The organism is Spirosoma areae, assembly GCF_054781775.1.
This window is the reverse complement of record NZ_BAAGTT010000002.1, coordinates 32220-51021: the sequence shown is the minus strand read 5'-3', so window position 1 is coordinate 51021 and position 18802 is coordinate 32220. Positions and strand designations below refer to the sequence as shown.

Below are 18802 nucleotides of genomic sequence, written 5' to 3'. Positions count from 1 at the left end.
TCGGGACGAAAAAAAAAGTGCCGTGAGCCGTCTGGTTTTAGTCGAGAAGCGTAGATCCGTGGGTCATGAACCGTTGGCCGAAGGCTATCCCATATGTAGCTGATCATAGCTAAGAAATCGGCTACCGTCTGGCGAACGAGTGTTTATGAAGCCGGTCGGACTCCATGAATTGATTGACCCGATGGCGATCAATCAGCAACAACACGGCGCTGATTCCAGCCAGTAGCAGTGGTACACCCGTCTGTTCCCATTGACCGGCCTGTGCCTGTGTCAGTACGGCTCCAACGGCCCAGAAGAAAATTTCATACAGGGCGACAAGCCGGAAGTGGGGCCAGAGGAGCCCTATTCCTAACCCTACTTCGAGCAGGCCTACTATATAGCGCATTTCATCGGGGTAGCCCCACTGTTCAAACTGGTTACTCTGATGCATGTTGGCTCCGGCAAGTTTAGCAAAGCCTGCGATGAAAAAGACGACCGATAGCTGGCTACCCAGGAGCCAGCTTACCTGGTTAAGCAGTCTATAATTCATGGTTACGTAAGTATTAAAAAAGAGAAAATTCACCCGCCGGATTGGTACGGCATTGATTAGATCGGTCAAAATTGACCCGCAGGCAGGTCTCCTGAAAATAAATGAAAGTGAGCCGAACAAAACAGTTGGGGAACCGTGGGAAACGAGGGGCCGGGCGTCCTCGTCCATGAATCGATGCAGCAGGCATTTAGTTGAGGAATCAGGTTTCGCCAGGCGACTAATGACAGGAAACACATCAGCAATCGAGGCTCAGGTTAGCGCGGTTTGAACCTGTGCAGGCCATTGAACCGTGGCACGAACCTGTTTGAACTTCTGAGCCATTGCCAGCGCGGTTACCGTCCCAAAATCAACGCCTGGAAGAGCATTCTTTACGCTTGATGAACATTAAATTGAGTTGGTGTCATTCGGGCGCGTACTTAGGACTTTCTCACTTAGCTTATTTTTTGAATGCTGACCACCGACCACATTAAACTTGTTAAACAAACCTGGACAACCCTGCGCGATGTTGACCCGGCCCTGCTGGGCGACGTATTTTATACCCACTTATTTATCCAACACCCGAACCTGCGCCCCCTGTTCAACTCGCCGATGCTGAGCCAGTACAATAAATTAGTTGAGATGCTCAATTTCGCCGTTGCCCGCGTGGACATGCCGAATGAACTACAGGTAACTCTGCAGCAATTGGGCCTGCGCCATCAGCAATATGGTGTAAAACCCGAGCATTATTCCGCCGTGGGCAACGCCCTCCTCTGGACGCTGCAAACCGCTTTGGGCAGTACCTGGACAGTTGAGGTGGGAACGGCCTGGGGCGAATTTTACCAGTGGCTGGCCCATAGTATGCAGAACGATTTATAAGATCGGGTAATCGGCAATAACGGAATGTCAACGATCCAGCCACCGGCGAAACAGGGGAGATTTCTCCCGGCTGATCTCGACGGGGGTGGTCGTTGGGGGTTTCAGTTTCAGGTGGAGTCTTCCTGATGTATCGGGCCGAAAACTTTCCACCGCCCGGATATTGACAATTTGTGTGCGGTTGGCCCGGAAGAACTGGGCCGGGTCGAGCACCGCTTCGACTTCATCTAAGGACGGATAATCGACCACGAAGGCCTGACCGTCGTTCCGCAGTAGAAAAATGATTTCCTCCCGGTAGATCAACCAGACATCGGCCACGTCGACCATCAACACATTGTTGCGCTGGTGAGCCAGCAGGTTTTCCTTAAATGCCCGAGCCGGGGCGACCGATTGCCGGTTCATAAGCTGCAGTAACTCGGCAGGCAGGCTGGGCGGTGCGGTGCGGGTTTTAAGCTTTTCCAGCGCGTGAGTCAGTTCTTCCTCGTCGATGGGTTTGAGCAGGTAATCAATGCTGTTAACTTTAAAGGCGCGAAGGGCGTATTCGTCATAGGCCGTTGTGAAAATAACCGGGCAGCGGATGTCGAAATAGTTGAACAACTCAAAGCTAACGCCATCGGAGAGTTGAATGTCCATGAACAGCAAATCGGGCTGAGGATACTGGGCGAACCAGCGACGGGCGGCCCGCACGCTGGGTAGCACGGCCTGCACGTCGATGTGAGGGGCAATCTCGCCGAGCGACTGCCGGAGATTGTCCGCAATGATGGCTTCGTCTTCGATGATTAAGGCTTTCATGGCAGGGAAGGGGCTTTATTTGTCTAACAAGGGAATATATACTGTAAAGTGGTCATCTGTTTCTTCGGTTCGCAGGGGTCGGTTGGTCAGGTAGCGGTACAGCCGTTTGAGGTTATCTAATCCTTTACGATTCGATGTGGTGACGACCGAGCGTTTCTGGACATTATTTTCTACCAGTAAGTGATCGTCCAGCACCCGGATGCCCACCCGTAGTGGTGATTCTTCATCGGTTGTGTTATGCTTGAGGGCATTTTCGATCAGGTTCTGCAGTGTGGCCGGCACAATTTTTCGTTGAAGCATAGGCTCTGGTATCAAAATTTCGGCCTGGAAACCGCCCCCATAGCGCGTCGTGAGCAAGCTAACGAAGTCCGTCAGGAATTTAACTTCCCGTTCGAGAGGCACCACCTCGATGCGCTCGTTTTCAATCAGATAGCGATATACCTTGGTCAGTCGGCTCAGGTATCGGCGGGCCAGTTTTCCGTCTTTGGTAATCAACCCATCCAGTACCGCTAAACTGTTGAACAGAAAATGGGGGTTGAGCTGATTGATCAGATTCTGGTACTGCACCAGCGCGTTGTCTTTTTCGAGCCGGGTCGCCCGCATTTTCAGCCGGGCCATGCGAATCGTCTGCTGCATCCGGTATTGATAAAATCCAACGGCAATCCCCAGAACCAACAGCCCTATTAAGCTAATGAACCAACCTTTTTTATACAGCACCGTGGCCAGGTGGACGTGAACGTGCCGGACGGGTCCGTCCCACCGACCGGGTGTCAGGCTGCTGCGGAACTCAAAGTCATAATCGCCCCCTGGTACGTTGGTATATTGAGCTATCGGCTCGTTGGGGTACACCCAGTCCCGATCAAACCCAACCAGCCGGTAGGCGTAGCGGCATTTCTCGGGGTTATTATAATGCAGCGTTGCCCATTCGAAGGTGAAGAAATTCTCGTCGGCCCGCAGGCTCACGGCCGTGGTTGCTTCAGGATTTCGGGGCAATGGATGCGGCTGATCGAAGACCGAGAAATTCGTCAGATAACTAACCGGGCCTGGGCCGGGGGGTGTGGCCAGGAGCATTTCGGGGCGAAACAGCGCAAATCCCTGTAGCGTGGCGTAACAAAATCGCCCGTCACGCAATCGACAGGCTCGCTGGTCACTTACTTTGTTGGACGGCAGCCCATCTCCCTCGTCGAACCGATGGGTCGTTTGGCGGTCAGCATCTAAGCAATACAGGCCCGCATTGGTTCCGGTCCAGATTCGATTGTGGGTATCAATCAGCAGCGACCCAAACTGGGTGGTGCGAAACAGGTGATCGACCGACCGGAACGTTTGCGTAGATTCTTCAAACGTGCATAGGCCGTTGAGCGTTGCTATCCAAACCCGCCCGGCGTTTTCGATAGCAATAGACGTAACATAATTGTCGACCAGCGACTGCCGGTTACCCGGCTGATGCCGATAATGGCGAATGATTTTTCGGGCCGGGTTCCAGTACAGCAGCCCTTCGCCGTGGGTGCCAATCCAAAGCCCGCCAGTGGTATCCTCGGCAATAAATCGCACATGCAACTTCGCATAGGAGCCAAATAAAGAGTCGGTTGTTAACAACTCAAAGCGGTCAAGCCGGGCGTTATACCGGCGCAGTCCTCCCGTCGAAGCGGCCCAGACGGTGCCTTGCCGGGACACCAGCAAATCCCGATAAAACCCCCCACCACCCGGATCGGGTTCTGGATAGGACTCCAGCCGGTTGGTAGCGGGTAAATAGCGATTGATGCCCTTGCCGGTGCCAATCCAGATGGCACCGGACCCATCCTCCGCCAGCGACCGGATGGAATAAAACGGCAAAAACGAATCGGTTGAGGTAAATCGCTGCACAAAGCCCTTACCCGTTTGGTAAGCAACCAGCCCGTTGGCCGTACCCAGCCACAAATTGCCGCGTTTGTCTTCCAGGGCCGTGCGTGCCCAGTGGCTGGGCAAACTGGTCTGGGCATCCTGGGTTTCGCCAAACCGGGTAAACAGCGGTCGACTGGGATTGAACCAGTTTACGCCAAGGTTTTCTGTACCGAGCCAGATTAACCCCTGGCGATCTTTAAACAGGGCGAGTATGTGCTGGCCCCGTAAACTCGATGGAATAAAGGGATCGGGCTGATATTGTTCACCGTGCAGGGTATGGGCGTTAAGGTGGATCAACCCAATTCGGTGGGCGGCAACCCAAATCCGGCCGTCTGGCTCGACCTGAATGTCATTTATGGCTGTAGACTGTGGCTGATACCCGCGAAACTGCCGCATATTAACTTTTTTTACCCGCCCGGTGCGGAGGGTCAGGTGTTCAAGAAGGCCCTTGCCATAATCAACTCCCAGCCAGACTCCCCCGTGCCCATCAGGAGCCAGGGCGGTCACGTACTCGTCGCTGATTGACTCAGGATTGGCCGGGTCGTGATGAAACTCGTCAACTGTCTGCCTACCGGCAAGGATGCACTTTAGCCCCTTATCGGTGGCCACGAAGATCGTTCCCCGATCGTTGGTCCTGAGTTGGAGTACCCGGCAGTTGGCCAACTTCTGGCGCTGTGAGGGGTCGCGGAGGGGGCCGCTCGTAAAGCGCATTGCCCGACGGTTAAAATAAAGCATTCCCTTTTCGGTAGCAATCCAGAGGGTGCCCGTTGAGTCCTCGATGAAGCTGTTCGCCCGGGCGCCATTGGGCAGCGGAAATTGTTGGAAGCTTTGCGATGTGTAGTCGAAGCGGGCTATAAACTGGGGCGAACCTGCCCAAATATACCCGTCCGAATCGGTGTATAACGCAGCAACGCCGTTATGGGGCAGCGAAGTGGGTTGATGCCGCACATTAACGAAGGTTCTGACGACGCGCCCGTCGAAGCGGCACAAGCCATTGTCCGTACCCATCCAGATGAATCCGTATCGATCCTGCGTAAAACAACGCACGGTTGGATCGGGCAACCCATTGGCTTCCGTCAGGTGCTTGAAGGGTACATTGTTGCCCTGCGTCATGAAGGGCAGGACGAACAAATAGTGGATCAGCAATGAACGGGCAAAAGAACCGGGCACTTTCATAGCCAATCAAATTAAGTGCGACGCAACGGAAAACGCAGTTTAGGAAAGATAGTGGGAAAAGGTACATGCAGACCCTAAGGATAGGCAAAAAAAACGATGCCAGCCGGTAGGAACGGTTCGTTAACCGGGCTTTTGTGGTTATGAACCGTTAACCAGAATGATTAGGTGGCGGTGGTTCAGGGGCAGGTAATTTCCAGCGCCTGTCCTTTTCTGAATCACAAATGCCGGAACTGCCCGGCAACTGTAGCTAAACGCAGGGGCGGACGGCTACTCACTACACTCAGCCGGAACTTCAGTAAAATTGCGTGAATACGGCCATCAGGTCGAGCGGCTCACTCTTCCTCGCTGTTGTTGAGCTTGGCTAACAAATCATAAGCGCCACGGATAACGATGGGCGTTTTTCGGGCATCGAGGGTAGCCGGTAGCACTACGGCTACGTACCCATGCTCGCGAACGCCTGTTTTCACCGCTACCTGCCGAAACGGGTAGGCTGCGGGCCGGGTGGTGCTGTCCGGTCGGTGCTCCAGCACATAGATATACGATTTTCCGCCGTAGTCGACCACAGCCGCCTGGGGCAGGGTGAGGAGCGGCTGCGTCTGGATGTCTATCTGGGCTGACACATAAGCGCCGGGAATGTAGTCCCCGGCATAACCCTCCGGGTGGGCCAGTACGGGAATGGTGCGGTCAGGGGCAATCGACTTGCCAATCAGAAAGATAGTGCCCCGATGGGTCAGGGAGTTGCCTGAACCACCCTGATCCGCCCCCAAACTGAAGCGTATTCGCTGACCGGTATGAATACGGGGAATGTCTTTTTCAAACACCCGTAGCTGCACGTGCAGGTGGCTCATGTCGGTGAGCTGAACAACAACATCAGCAGGCGTCACAAAGCGGCCGTTGTTAACGGGAACATCCGTCACAAAGCCCGACACCGGCGCTGGTACGGTAATGGTGCGGGTCAGGCGGTCGGGTGTGAGGGCCACCGGGTTGATGCCGAGCATCGACAGGCGTTGGCCCATTCCTGCCAGTTGAGCCTGTAAACTCTGTTGGCTGGCTCTGGTTTGCTGAAAGACCTTTAAGGCACTTACATTGTCGCGGCTCAACTCCTGCTGGCGGTCATACTCCAGCGTGGCATAGGCTAATTTGGCCTTGGTGTCCAGATAATCCTGCTGAAACTGGATGTAGTCGGGATTTTCGAGTACCACGACCGGTTGCCCTTTACGAATGTGCATCCCCGGTTCAAGGCGTATCTGACGGATATAGCCGCCAAACGGCACCGACACCGATACCTGATGCTGGGCCGGTACGTCGAGTGTGCCGTTGACCTGGAGGAGGGTATGCATGGGGCGGGGGAGGGGCTGCCCCAGTCTGATAGCCGCCATTTCATACTGGGCGGGCGTGAGCGACACGCGTACTGGCTGCCCAGGCACGGGCTGGGCGGAGTCTGCCCGAACGGGTAGAGTCGGCGTCTGAGATGCGGTACGGTTGCTCTCCGCCGACTGGCAGGCCAATAATCCAATCAGTGAGCTGACGAGCAACCGGCCGATTGGCTGGTAAAAAACGGATCGAGTCAGGGTAGTCATGGTCGTTCAGGCTGGCCGGAATTCAGTATGGATTCCCGGCTAAATAGTTGAGGTAGAGGACTGATTGATTGTGTTGGTGGAGCAGATCGAGGTAATTCATGCGGATGGTCAGGGCCTGTTGCAGGGCCAGCGAGAATTCAACGTACCCAATGTCTCCACCACCGAAGGCACGACGGGCCTGGGTTTGAATAAGCTGGGCCTGCGAGAGTCCGTTTTGTTCATAGTAAGTCAGCGCATCGCGGTAGTGGTTGTACTGTTGCAGGGCCTGGCTGAACTGCTGCCGGAGCGCGAATTGCCCGGTTTCCCAGTCCGTCCGGGCCACTTGCTCGCCAATCCGGGCCGCTTCTACCCGCGCGCGCCCGGCCCCGCGCAACAGCGGAAAGGTAAGCCCAACCTGACCACCAGTGAAGCGGTAGCCGGGTCCGAAATACAACTCCTGCCCGTCGATGAGTTGATAGCCCGTCAGCGTTTGGGAGAAAAGCCCCACCAGCAAATCGGGCTTCTGGCGCGCCTGCTCAACCAGCCGGGTTTGCTGGCTCACCCGGATTTGCTGGTACAGTTGCCCCAGCAGTGGGTTTTGAGTCAGGGCGGTGCTGTCCGTTGGCAGCAACAGCGGCAGTTTGGTGAGCGATTGGGCGGGTATCGCGATCGGGGCAGCCCGCAGAAGCAGCGTTTGCAGCCTGCTCTGAACCGCTGCCTGACTGGCCAGATTCTGGACCAGCCGAACGCGCTGGTCGGCCCACTGGCTCTGGGCGGTCGCTTTCTCCAGACTGCCCGTTTCGCCAACCCGAAGGCGCAGGGTTGCCGCGCGAACAAACTCGGCCAGTACGGTGTCCTGCTGCTGAAACAAGCGGTTCTTGTCCAGCAGATAGACCAGTTCATGGTACGCTGATTTTACCTGGTACTGCACCTCATTCCGGGCCACTAAGGCGGCTGCCTGCCTGCTGGCAACCGTCTGATCGTTGAGGTCGGCCAGTCGGCGCATCAGCGTCGGGTTTGGAATGGATTGCGTCAGGGTCAGGTTGTTATCGAACCGTCGGCTGTTGTATTGCCCCAGCATCAGCATGGCCGACAATCGTCCGGCGTCGTAGGCCGTCCGGCGCAGGGCCTGTTGCTGGCCTACCTCCAGGGTAGCCAGTTGGAGTTGTGCATTCTGGCTGGTGGCTTGCTGCAACGCCTGTTCCAGCGTGAGCGTCTGTCGGTTTGGCGCCTGTGCCCAACTGCTGCTGGCCAGGAGCAGCCATAGACCCATACCGGTCAGAATGGTTTTCTGCCTTGTTTTCTGGGCGGCACCGGCCTGCCGGTCAATGGACTTTTTCTCCGACAAGGCGTACAGAATGGGCAGAATCAGCAGGGTCAGCAGCGTAGCCGTCACTAACCCGCCAATCACGACGGTGGCCAACGGTTTCTGCACCTCGGCCCCCGCCGAATTCGACAAGGCCATGGGCAGAAAGCCGAACGAAGCCACCAGGGCGGTCATCAGCACGGCCCGCAGGCGCGTTTGGGTTCCCTGCCGGATAATTTCGGTCAGGTCGGTTAGCCCCTCGTCGTGGCGCAGCCGGTTGAATTCAGCAATCAGCACAATGCCATTCAGCACCGATACGCCAAACAGGGCAATGAATCCGACCCCCGCCGAAATGCTGAAGGGCATTCCGCGCAGCAGCAGAGCAAACACGCCCCCAACGGCGGCTAAGGGAATCGCCATGAAAATCAGCAGACTTTGCCGTACCGAGTGGAATGTAAAAAACAGCAGGGTAAAAATTAGCCCCAGGGCTGCGGGCACGGCAATGCCAAGCCGTTTTTTGGCGTCTATTAAGTTTTCAAACTGGCCGCCGTAGGTTACCGAGTAACCCGGCGGAAACCGGACCTGCCGGGCTACCTTCTGCTGCAATTCTGTGACGATGCTCTCCACATCGCGGCCCCGCACGTTGAAGCCCAGCGTAATACGCCGATGGGTATTGTCGCGCTGAATCTGGTTGGGAGCCTGCACCAGGCTGACCTGCGCTACCTGCGCCAGCGGAATCTGCTGACCCGTCGGCGAGGAGACGAACAGGTTGCGGATATCGTTGATGCTCTGGCGTTTGGCAGCGGCTAAGCGCACCACCAGATCGAAGCGTTTTTCGCCTTCAAAAACCAACCCCGCCGACTGCCCCGCGAAGGCCGTATTGATGGTTCGGTTCACGTCGGCTACGTTTAAGCCAAATTTGGCAAGCTGACCCCGGTCGAGTTTAATCAGAATCTGCGCTAAGCCTGCCACCTGCTCCACATACAAATCTTTCGCGCCATCGACCTGGCGAATCAGGCTGCCGATCTGACCGGCTAAGGAGTCTAACTGGTGCAGGTCGTCGCCGTAAATTTTCAGCCCCACATCCTGCCGCGACCCGGTCATGAGTTCGTTGAAACGCATCTGCACCGGTTGCTGAAAACCGAACGTAACGCCCGGAATCACCGACAGGGCCTCCGCCATTTTACCAGCCAGTTCATCGCGGGTTTTGGCGGATGTCCACTCAGCACGCGGTTTCAGAATCACCATCTGGTCGGCCGCTTCGATGGCCATTGGGTCAGTCGGAATTTCACCGGAGCCTATTTTGGCGACGACCTGTTCCACTTCGGGAAACTGCTTCAGAAGAATCCGCTCGGCTTTTAGGGTAGCATCGACCGTTTCGGACAGGGAACTGCCCGTCAGGGTACGGGTATCAACGGCAAAATCGCCTTCATCGAGCTGCGGAATGAACTCACCACCTAAGCGGGCGAACACAAGAACCGACACCGTTAGTAACGCTGCGGCACTGACCAGAATCGGTAGCCCGTGGCGCAGCGCCCCCAGCAAAATCGGCTCATAGATCCGCTGTAGCCGAACCATCAGCTTGTCAGAAAAACTTTGTTTGCGCTCGACCCGCTTACTGAGCAGCAACGCCGACAGCATGGGCACGTAGGTCAGCGACAGAATAAACGCGCCCATAATGGCAAACCCAACGGTTAAGGCCATGGGGCGAAACATTTTGCCCTCAATACCCGACAGCGCCAGTATGGGCAGGTACACAATCAGAATGATGATTTCCCCAAACGCAGCCGACGACCGAATCCGGCTGGCAGCCCCATACACCTCGTCGTCCATCTCTGATTGTGAACGAGTGAACGAGCGAAAGAGCGAATGGGGGTGCGCCAGTTTCTGGTTCTCCCGCTCGTTCACTCGTTCACTCGTTCGCAGTCCGAAATGGTGCAGTGTAGCTTCTACTATAATGACGGCTCCATCCACAATCAGCCCAAAATCAATGGCGCCTAAGCTCATCAGGTTGCCCGATATGCCGAAAAGGTTCATCATCGAAATGGCAAACAGCAGGGCCAGCGGAATGACGGAAGCAACCACAACCCCCGCCCGCCAGTTGCCCAGCAGCAACACCAGCACGAAGATGACGATAAGGGCGCCTTCCAGCAGATTGCGCTGAACGGTTCCGATGGCGCTGTTGACCATCTTGGTGCGGTCCAGAAACGGCACGATGGCCACGCCTTCGGGCAGCGTTTTCTGAATGTCGGTAATCTTTTGTTTCACCCGTTTAATAACCTCCGACGAGTTGCCGCCCTTAATCATCATCACCACTGCCCCAACGGTTTCGCCCTGTCCGTTGCGGGTAACGGCCCCGTAGCGCACCGCCGACCCCGGCTGCACCTGGGCCACGTCGCGCACCCGAACGGGCAACCCATCCGGCTTTAGCCGCACCACACTGTTCAGGATGTCGTCGGGGGTGCTGATCAACCCGTCGGAGCGGATAAAATACGCATTGGGTTTGCTGTCGATATAGGCCCCACCGGTATTCTGGTTGTTTTGCTGGAGGGCCGTGAAGAGGTCGGTCATGGTGATGCCCACGCTCCGAAGCTGGTCGGGGTCAACGGCAATTTCGTACTGCTTCAACAGCCCCCCGAAACTGCTGACATCGGCCACGCCGGGCGTACCGAGCAGCCCCCGCCGGATAATCCAGTCCTGAATGGTACGCAGGTCGGTGAGCGAATACCGGCTTTCGTACCCTTTTTTGGGGTTAACGGTGTACTGAAAAATTTCGCCCAGGCCGGTCGTCACGGGGGCCATGGTCGGCGTACCCACGCCGGGTGGAATCTGGCTGACGACGTTCTGCAGACGTTCGGCGATTTGCTGACGCGCCCAGTACACGTCTGTGGCATCGGTAAAAACGACCGTCACGATGGACAAACCGAACCGGGAGAACGACCGGATTTCAATCAGGTCCGGAATGTTCGAGAGACTCACTTCGATGGGGAAGGTCACGAGCCGCTCGATGTCTTCGGCCGCCAGGGCCGGGCTGCTGGTAATGACCTGTACCTGGTTGTTGGTGATGTCAGGAACGGCGTCGATGGGCAGTTGCGTAGCCGACCAGCCGCCCCAAACTACCAGGGCCAGCGTCAGAAACCCAATGATGAGTTTATTATGAATTGAAAAATGAATGATAGCGTTCAGCATAGCGACTGAGGAATAAGCCAGAGATGAAGACCCTTCGGCGCAGGCGATCATCGTCTGGCCAATGAAGGGGAATTTTTGCCGGAAAGAATGCAGGCCCACCGAGCAACTAAGGGCAGCGCCTGGTTGTGTCAACCCAGGCAGACAACGCTTAGGTCATCAGAAAAGCAGCATAACCAGGGGAGAAAGAGGCAGAGCAGCGCTACCCGAATGGGCACAAGTTGGCCTGCAGATACGCGAAATCAGCGTCGGGGCGGATTGATCAGCGAAAAAACGCTCAGAAATGAGTACAGATTCGTGTAGCGGGAGAAGGCCAGTTGAGCAGGGAGCAGGACCGGGCGATCTGACGAAATTTGGAGCCAGACACTGCCTGGTGTGAAGCCAGACAGGTGGCCTACCGAAGGGAGATCGTGGTGGCTGTGGTTGGGATGCTTTTGATGCTCGGAGTCTTCGCCATAATGCATCACCATAAAGTCGGTGAAACTCAGTCCGGGCTCAGCCTTCAGGTGGTACTGGTAATGCTGCATCAGTTCGATTAGTTTGGTCGATTGCTCCACGCCACAGCCCGGCAGCAAACTGCTCCCCAGCACTAAGCCTGCCAGCAACCAAGCAACGACTGATCTCATGAATGCACTTTGTTTTCTTGCTTAACGTAAAGTATTTCTGAAAGTTTAGGCAGAGCGCTAAATCAGGCTAATTTAGACATAGACCAGTGTGTAATACGAGAAAGCAGCCCTTCTTCGCTTCTACATCTCTAAAAAGAAGCAAGTCAGTACAGTCCCGGCATGGTTAAACACCCAGCTACAGGCTGCCGGCTTTCAGCTGCCGAACGGCGTAGTCGGCCGCCCGGGCCGTTAAGGCCATGTATGTCAGCGACGGATTTTGGCAGGCCGAGGAAGCCATGCTGGCCCCATCCGTCACAAACACGTTCCTGACGGCATGGACCTGATTCCATTTATTTAGAACCGACGTTTTGGGGTCTTTGCCCATGCGGGCAGTTCCCATTTCGTGAATGGCCAACCCAGGAGCCTGGTGGTTATCAAAGGCCGCCGTAACGCGGATTCCGGCTGCTTCCATCATCGCTTTGGCCTGTTCAATGGCATCCAGGGTCATCTTGTCTTCGTTTTCGCTCCAGCGGCAATCAATGGCGAGCGTGGGCATACCCCACTGATCTTTTTTGTCGGGGTTCAGGTTGACCTGATTTTCGTAGCGGGGCAGCATTTCGCCCATGGCTGTCATGCTGAATGACCATTCGCCCGGATGGGTCAGCGTTTCCTTGTAGTCAGCCCCGAAGCCTTCCACCGCATTGCCCCGTTCCCAACCGGCCCGTCCGCCCCCGCAGGCAAATGCATAGCCCCGTACAAAATCCATCTGCTTGTCGTTGAGCACATTACGGAACCGGGGAACGTAGGTGCCCGTTGGCCGACGCCCGTAATAGTAGGTGTCATCCAGCTTCGTGCCTTCATAAACCCCCGCTACCCGACCCCGGTAATTATGGTCCATCAGGTAATGCCCCAGCGCACCACTGTCATTCCCGAATCCATTCGGAAACCGATGCGAGGTCGAATTCAGGAGAATAAGTGTGGAATTGAGCGTAGCCGCATTCACAAAAATGATGTTGGCATAATACTCGGTCATCTCTTTCGTATTTGTGTCGATCACGCGAACGCCGGTGGCCTTTTGTTTTGCTTCATCATACAGAATGGAATGAACCACCGAAAACGGGCGGATGGTGAGCTTGCCGGTTTTAGCGGCTGCGGGCAATGTAGCCGAATTGCTGCTGAAATACGCGCCATACAAACAGCCCCGGGCACACCAGTTTCGCGATTGACAATCGGCCCGGCCCAACGCCAGATGAAGGGGCTGGGCTTTGCTCAGATTGGCCGTTCGGCTGATGATGAGGTGACGGTCGGCATAGTGTTGTTTCCAGGCATCGCGCACACTTTTTTCAATACAGTTCATCTCGAAGGGCGGCAGGAATTCGCCATCAGGCAGGGTCGACAGGCCATCTTTGTTCCCGCTGATACCGGCAAATTTCTCGACGTAGCTGTACCAGGGGGCTAATTCCGGGTAGCGGATCGGCCAGTCGACGCCGTGCCCGTCTTTCTGGTTATCGTCAAAATTGAACGGCGCCCAGCGTTGTGTCCAGCGGGCCCAGGTTAGCGATTTGCCTCCCACCTGGTAGCCACGAATCCAATCGAAGGGTTTTGTTTGCTGGTAGGGATGGTCGGTATCTTTCACAAAAAAGTGCCCCGAATACTCGTTGAAGACGTAACCCACTTTGGCCTGCGTCGGGCTGGCAGCCAGGGTATCCAGCGGATAACGGCCCCGGTGGGCCATTTCCCAGGGACTGGACATCGTCGTGGGATAATCCGTTACATGCTCAACCGGTCGGCCCCGCTCCAGAACGAGGGTTCGTAACCCTTTTTGGGTCAGCTCTTTAGCGGCCCACCCGCCACTGATGCCAGAGCCAATAACGATGGCGTCATACTGATTGACTTTTCCTGTGAGGTTCATGTGATTGTAGATTTAGGACAAGGTTTTCTGACAGGATTGACAGGATTTTTTCTGTTCCAACAGAAATCTAATTTTTAGACACTCTCTTGGAACAGAAAAAATCCTGTCAGAAAAAATCAATTCACGGTAAGCCGATCTTTCTCCACGATTTTGCCACTCACTTTCTCTTTCAGAATCAGTTTGTGCCGGCCGTCGTGGGTAATTTCCTCCTTAATCAAATAATAGTCAGCGTCGTAGTCTGTCAGTGTTTTTTCCGGAGTCAACCCTTCCTGTCCCCGCCAGACGGGCAGCCTGACGGGTTCCCACTGTCTGGATTCCGCCGAGCGATAAGCCGCATCGAGCACCGCGTTCACGACATAGCCATCGTAAAACGTTTCGGCGGGGTTGCGGCCCTCTTCACACGACCTGAACATGTCGGTAAACATGTGGTTATAGCCCAGATCGTTCACTTCGTCGCCCACGGGAAAGAGCCAGCCCGTGTTCGATTCGGCCTTTTCGGCCACGTAATGGGCCCCTTTTCCGGAGGTGTACATCTCAAAGCCCGTCCGCAGAAAGTTGTTGATCCAGATGGTGCCCTCGGTGCCCATCACCTCATCGCGGAGGTCCATACCCCCCCGAAACACCCAGCTTACCTCGAACTGGCCGATGGCGCCATTTTCGTATTTCACTAAGGCAATGGCGTGGTCTTCGGCGTCGATGGGCTTCACCTGGGTAGCGGCCCAGCACATCACCTCGACGGGCCGGATGTCTTTCCCGATAAAACTACGGGAAATTTCGACACAATGGCAGCCCAAATCGAGCATACAGCCGCCACCGGCCTGCTCTTTATCCCAGAACCAGTTCGAGTGCGGTCCGGGATGCGCTTCGCGGGATTTTGCCCAAAGAATCCGGCCCAACGCCCCGCTTTTAACGCTTTCCAGCGCTTTCAGAAACTTAGGCGAGTAGCACAGGTCTTCCAAGTAGCCGCCAAAAATTCCGGCCTCTTCCACAAGGTGCATCATTCGCAGGGCTTCCTCAGCGTTACGCCCCAGGGGTTTGGTGCAAACGACGTTCTTTTTGTGTTTGGCGCACAACTCAACGGCGGCCGCGTGGAGATTGTTGGGCAGCGCAATACACACCATCGTTACGTCGGGGTGGGCAATAACCGTTTCCATCTCCGTTGACCAGATGGCACAGCCGTAGTCGTCGGCAAACTTTCTGGCGGTTTCTTCCCGACGGGCATAGATGGCCACGACGCGGTCGCGGCTGCGCTGGCCTTGAAGGGATTCGGCGTAGAAGCGGCCAATGAAGCCGCCCCCCAGCATGGCAATTCGTTGCATATCTGTCGGGTTTAGTGGGCTGAATTGTGAAATGTAATCAGGCTTAAACTGGGGGCAGACCACATGGTGGCGTTGCCTTTGCTGTCTTTATACACCAGGAACAGCGTGTGCCTGCCGGCTGTGGCCCCTACAGGGGTTGTATAGCGTTCGGCGCGGGCCGCTGTCAGAATATCGGCTCTCCCAATGACAGGCCCGGTTGGTGAATCAAGGTGAAGCGTCAACTCGCCCGTAACCGGCGACGAGGGTAACTGAAACGTTACGGCTTTAATGCCCGTCAGATCAATTGCTTTAAAAACCGCAAAGGCACCATTGGCCGTAAATTTTATCTGATTTTCTGCCGCACTTTTCAGAATACTTACCTTCGACGAACTATCGCAGCGTGTGGCTTCTACCACCGGCGGGCGCAGTAAGATATCAGTGCGGGTGGTAACAGGCCCTACGCCGTTGGCCCCTTTGTCGGTATACGACACCGTCATCAGGTAGTTTCCCGGCGCTTTATCGCGGCTATGCCCGGTCATGGCCACCGTGCCCGTTAATGGCAGCGATGGAGTCGTGGATGGCGCATCGGCCAATGACAGAATATACCGGACCATTTCGGTTGTTTGGTCGAGGGTTAGCTGCGGGTGCGCTGACATGGCATTCTCGCCCCAGTTCCCGTTTCCACCTTTAATGATTTTAGCCGCTAAGGTGGCTGTCGCCTGGGTGTTTCCTTTATAGCGTTTGGCTACGTCGAGGTAAGCGGGACCGATCGATTTTTTATCCAGCCCGTGGCAGGCTTTACAGTCACTTTCATTCATGAGTTTTTGGCCGGCACTTAGCCGGGTGCTGCTCACGGCCGATTCGTAGTTCTGGGCGGCTAGGGTAATATCTTCGCCGTAAGGAATGTACTCGAACTGGACAACTGCTTTTTTAGGGTTGATGCCCCCCGTCAACCTATCTTCTTTATCCGCGATTAGCACCCGATAGGGCGTCTGCTGATCCGGCCAGTAAAACGATTTGTTTGCCGTCCAGTTTAGTGCGACTGTGGGTGCTTCATTGCCCACTTTTACCGATACTGTCGCTGTCGACGTTTTTTGGTGGGCATCCGACACGTTCAGCACAACCGAATAGACGCCCGGCTTCTTAAAGGTGTAGGACGGGTCTTTTTCCGATGACTGGCTAACTCCACTTTTCGTATCAAAAAACCACTGATAGGAGAGGGGATCATTTTTATCGTAATCGAACGACCCGTTTGCTGAAAACTGAACGGTGAGCGGGGCGGCTCCGACCGTTTTGTTCGCCCTGGCTTTGGCCACGGGCGGGCGGTTCCCTTCGGCATAATCGACCCTCGACAGGCGGGCGTTTGCATTCTGGGAAAACCAGTACGTCCCGTATTCAAGCACATACATGGCCCCATCCGGCCCAAAATCCAGGTCGATGGGGTGGGCAAATTCCGTATGGGGCATAAACGGTTCGATACGGTCCAGTGAGCCATCCGCTTTCAGCGTCGCGACGTCAATCCAATCCCGCAGCCATTCGAAAATAAAGAGCTTGCCATCGTAATAAGCCGGAAATTTCCGGTCTGAATTCCTGTACGAGTCTGCATAATAAACCGGTCCGGCCATCGGGCTTTTCCCGCCGGTTCCCAGGTGCGGGAATACATCAGATTCGGCGTAATTGTACCAGATAAACGCCGGTTGAGCAGGCGGCAACTCCGCTAAGCCGGTGTTATTGACCGAGCGGTTTACCGGGTTTTGGGGGTCGAAAAAAGCCCCGGCTTTGTCGCTGGCAAAGTCATAGGCCGCATACGGCCGGTTGTTGCCCGCGAAGTAGGGCCAGCCAAAGTTGCCAGCGGTTTTGGCCACATTCCATTCGTCCCAGCTTCGGGGGCCGCGTTCGCTGTCTTTTTCGCCATTTTGGCCTACATCACCCCAGTACAGGTACCCTCTTTTCGCATCCACCGAAATACGAAAGGGATTCCGGCAGCCCATCACATAAATTTCGGGGCGGGTTTTAGGCGTGGCCGTGGGAAAAAGATTGCCGTCGGGAATGGTATAAGTGCCATCGGCTTCGGGGTGAATCCGGAGAATTTTGCCGCGTAAGTCGTTGGTATTGCCCGCCGAACGCTGGGCATCCCAGGATTTTCGGCCCTGGCGTTCGTCTAACGGCGCGTAGTAGTTGGACCCGAACGGGCTGGTGTTATCGCCGGTTGAAATATACAGATTGCCATCGTTGCCAAAGGTCAGCGAACCCCCTGAATGGCAGCACTCTTCGCGGTCGGTCGGGATTTTCAGCAGCACTTTTTCACTGGCTGGATCAACGCTGGCGCCATCAAACACAAACCGGGAAACGTACTGCTGGGCTACATCGCCGGCGGGTGAGTAAAAAAGGTAAATCCACTGGTTTTTGTCGAAATTCAAATCCAGTGTCATCCCTAATAACCCGTCCTCATGTTTGGTGTGAACGTTCAGGCTGGCTACCTGGCGGATTTTCGCCGTTTTGGGATCATAGGCCAACAGCTTTCCTTTTCGCTCAATGAACAGGACTGTCCCGTCTTTCAGAACAGCAAGCTCCATGGGTTCGTCTAAATTTTCGGCCAGAACAACTTTACTGAACCGGCTTTCTTCGGGCGTTTTTTCGTCATCGCCGGGTCGGATCTGCCAGGCCGATAGAGAGAATAGCAGGGTGAAGCCAACCAGCAGCGAGAGGGAATGGAATAAGGTCTTGATCATGACTGAACTACGTTGGTAAGTGGGGGGTAAAACTGTATAAAGCGGCTGGGTTGTCGATCATCAGGCGGTTCCAGTAATCGCCCAGCCCGCGTTGGCTGAGTTCGCTGCGGAAGGTCGTTAGCAGATACGTTAAGCCCGGCGAGCCGCCATAGGCTTGCCAGTAGGTGGTTCGGGCGGCATCCATCCCGGCGGTGATCTGGTCGGGAAAATCAGGGAGCAGGGCTTCCAGCAGTCGATAGGTCCCGTTTTCTTCCCCATTTTTCCAGCGAAAGGCGCTGTCGAACTCAACCCGAACCCCGGTTTTCAGCAGGTCGCGGTGATAGGCTACGTCCGGGTTGCGATCCATGTGTGAGATAACCACATGCCGCAAATCGGCCCCAAGTTTGGCGAACAGTTCGGCCTGGGCAATGGCCTGACGACCTGCATTGGTGTGGGTCAGAATGGGTACACCCGTTTCGCGGTGGGTGTTGACCACCGCCCGGAAAATCAGCGCCTGATGCGTACTTATGGGGTCGTCAGCGGTGGCCAGTTTGATCAGGCCCGCTTTGTGGGTCGTTCGTTCCACGATGGGGCCATTGTAATCATAGCGGTCGATCCCTTCGTCCACATCAGCCATGAACAGGCGGGTTAACTGGTCTTCGGAATACTGATACCGCCAGTGCGTAAGCGGGTAATACTGCTCCAGATGAATACCCGTAGGCGCAATAATCTGAATCCCTGTCCGGCGGGATACGTCCGCCAGTTTCAGTACGTTGCGGCCACAGTTGGCGGGCATCGTATCGACCATCGTTCGCCCACCAGCCTCATACACCTGCGTCAGTTCGGCGGATATCTTATCGACATCGTTCAGCAAAAAATCCGGGTTCGCCAGCGTCGGAAAACTTTCCTCGATGATGAGGTGCTCGTGGGCATACGTAATGCCCGCCTGCGTCGGCGGAATATCGCCCAAAACGGTTCGGATAAACGACATAACG

General features: G+C 55.5%; 11 protein-coding genes. 1 reads left to right on the top strand and 10 read right to left on the bottom strand.

Annotated elements, in window-relative coordinates; all coding sequences use genetic code 11:
- Positions 1-121 precede the first annotated feature (121 nt).
- The gene (locus ACYVI1_RS01110) at positions 122-529 is read right to left on the bottom strand and encodes a DoxX family protein (RefSeq protein WP_460905773.1); all 408 of its coding nucleotides are present in this window, start codon (positions 527-529) and stop codon (positions 122-124) included.
- Positions 530-976: 447 nt separating this feature from the next.
- On the opposite strand from ACYVI1_RS01110, the gene ACYVI1_RS01105 reads away from it, so the two are divergent.
- The gene (locus ACYVI1_RS01105) at positions 977-1384 is read left to right on the top strand and encodes a globin domain-containing protein (protein WP_460905770.1); all 408 of its coding nucleotides are present in this window, start codon (positions 977-979) and stop codon (positions 1382-1384) included.
- A 27-nt stretch (positions 1385-1411) separates the two neighbouring features.
- Here ACYVI1_RS01105 and ACYVI1_RS01100 read toward each other — a convergent pair whose 3' ends face one another.
- The 9 genes from ACYVI1_RS01100 to ACYVI1_RS01060 all read right to left on the bottom strand — a co-directional run bounded on the left by ACYVI1_RS01100 (position 1412) and on the right by ACYVI1_RS01060 (position 18798).
- Entirely contained in the window at positions 1412-2173 is a 762-nt protein-coding gene (locus tag ACYVI1_RS01100; RefSeq protein ID WP_460905767.1) for a LytR/AlgR family response regulator transcription factor, read from the bottom strand.
- A gap of 15 nt (positions 2174-2188) precedes the next feature.
- Positions 2189-5230 (bottom strand): two-component regulator propeller domain-containing protein, encoded by a 3042-nt coding sequence (locus ACYVI1_RS01095; protein ID WP_460905764.1) that lies wholly within the window; start codon positions 5228-5230, stop codon positions 2189-2191.
- 332 nt (positions 5231-5562) lie between these two features.
- Positions 5563-6810, bottom strand: a complete 1248-nt coding sequence (locus ACYVI1_RS01090) for an efflux RND transporter periplasmic adaptor subunit (RefSeq protein WP_460905761.1) — start codon at positions 6808-6810, stop codon at positions 5563-5565.
- 22 nt (positions 6811-6832) lie between these two features.
- On the bottom strand, positions 6833-11284 hold the full coding sequence (locus ACYVI1_RS01085) for a CusA/CzcA family heavy metal efflux RND transporter (protein ID WP_460906137.1): 4452 nt from the start codon (positions 11282-11284) through the stop codon (positions 6833-6835).
- 239 nt (positions 11285-11523) lie between these two features.
- On the bottom strand, positions 11524-11907 hold the full coding sequence (locus tag ACYVI1_RS01080; RefSeq protein WP_460905758.1) for a hypothetical protein: 384 nt from the start codon (positions 11905-11907) through the stop codon (positions 11524-11526).
- Between the two features lie 175 nt (positions 11908-12082).
- Positions 12083-13798, bottom strand: coding sequence for a GMC oxidoreductase (locus tag ACYVI1_RS01075; RefSeq protein WP_460905755.1), 1716 nt, complete (start codon positions 13796-13798; stop codon positions 12083-12085).
- Between the two features lie 116 nt (positions 13799-13914).
- Positions 13915-15117 (bottom strand): Gfo/Idh/MocA family protein, encoded by a 1203-nt coding sequence (locus ACYVI1_RS01070; protein WP_460905752.1) that lies wholly within the window; start codon positions 15115-15117, stop codon positions 13915-13917.
- Between the two features lie 11 nt (positions 15118-15128).
- Positions 15129-17828: a PQQ-dependent sugar dehydrogenase gene (locus ACYVI1_RS01065; RefSeq protein WP_460905749.1), complete on the bottom strand. Its 2700-nt coding sequence runs from the start codon at positions 17826-17828 to the stop codon at positions 15129-15131.
- A gap of 7 nt (positions 17829-17835) precedes the next feature.
- On the bottom strand, positions 17836-18798 hold the full coding sequence (locus tag ACYVI1_RS01060) for a phosphotriesterase family protein (RefSeq protein ID WP_460905746.1): 963 nt from the start codon (positions 18796-18798) through the stop codon (positions 17836-17838).
- Positions 18799-18802 lie beyond the last annotated feature (4 nt).

What these genes read in the sequence shown, in the direction of transcription:
- ACYVI1_RS01065 (WP_460905749.1), bottom strand. Translation starts at nt 17,828, where the DNA reads ATGATCAAGACCTTATTCCATTCCCTCTCGCTGCTGGTTGGCTTCACC.
- ACYVI1_RS01070 (WP_460905752.1), bottom strand. Translation starts at nt 15,117, where the DNA reads ATGCAACGAATTGCCATGCTGGGGGGCGGCTTCATTGGCCGCTTCTAC.
- ACYVI1_RS01095 (WP_460905764.1), bottom strand. Translation starts at nt 5,230, where the DNA reads ATGAAAGTGCCCGGTTCTTTTGCCCGTTCATTGCTGATCCACTATTTG.
- ACYVI1_RS01075 (WP_460905755.1), bottom strand. Translation starts at nt 13,798, where the DNA reads ATGAACCTCACAGGAAAAGTCAATCAGTATGACGCCATCGTTATTGGC.
- ACYVI1_RS01060 (WP_460905746.1), bottom strand. Translation starts at nt 18,798, where the DNA reads ATGTCGTTTATCCGAACCGTTTTGGGCGATATTCCGCCGACGCAGGCG.
- ACYVI1_RS01080 (WP_460905758.1), bottom strand. Translation starts at nt 11,907, where the DNA reads ATGAGATCAGTCGTTGCTTGGTTGCTGGCAGGCTTAGTGCTGGGGAGC.
- ACYVI1_RS01100 (WP_460905767.1), bottom strand. Translation starts at nt 2,173, where the DNA reads ATGAAAGCCTTAATCATCGAAGACGAAGCCATCATTGCGGACAATCTC.
- ACYVI1_RS01110 (WP_460905773.1), bottom strand. Translation starts at nt 529, where the DNA reads ATGAATTATAGACTGCTTAACCAGGTAAGCTGGCTCCTGGGTAGCCAG.
- ACYVI1_RS01085 (WP_460906137.1), bottom strand. Translation starts at nt 11,284, where the DNA reads ATGCTGAACGCTATCATTCATTTTTCAATTCATAATAAACTCATCATT.
- ACYVI1_RS01090 (WP_460905761.1), bottom strand. Translation starts at nt 6,810, where the DNA reads ATGACTACCCTGACTCGATCCGTTTTTTACCAGCCAATCGGCCGGTTG.
- ACYVI1_RS01105 (WP_460905770.1), top strand. Translation starts at nt 977, where the DNA reads ATGCTGACCACCGACCACATTAAACTTGTTAAACAAACCTGGACAACC.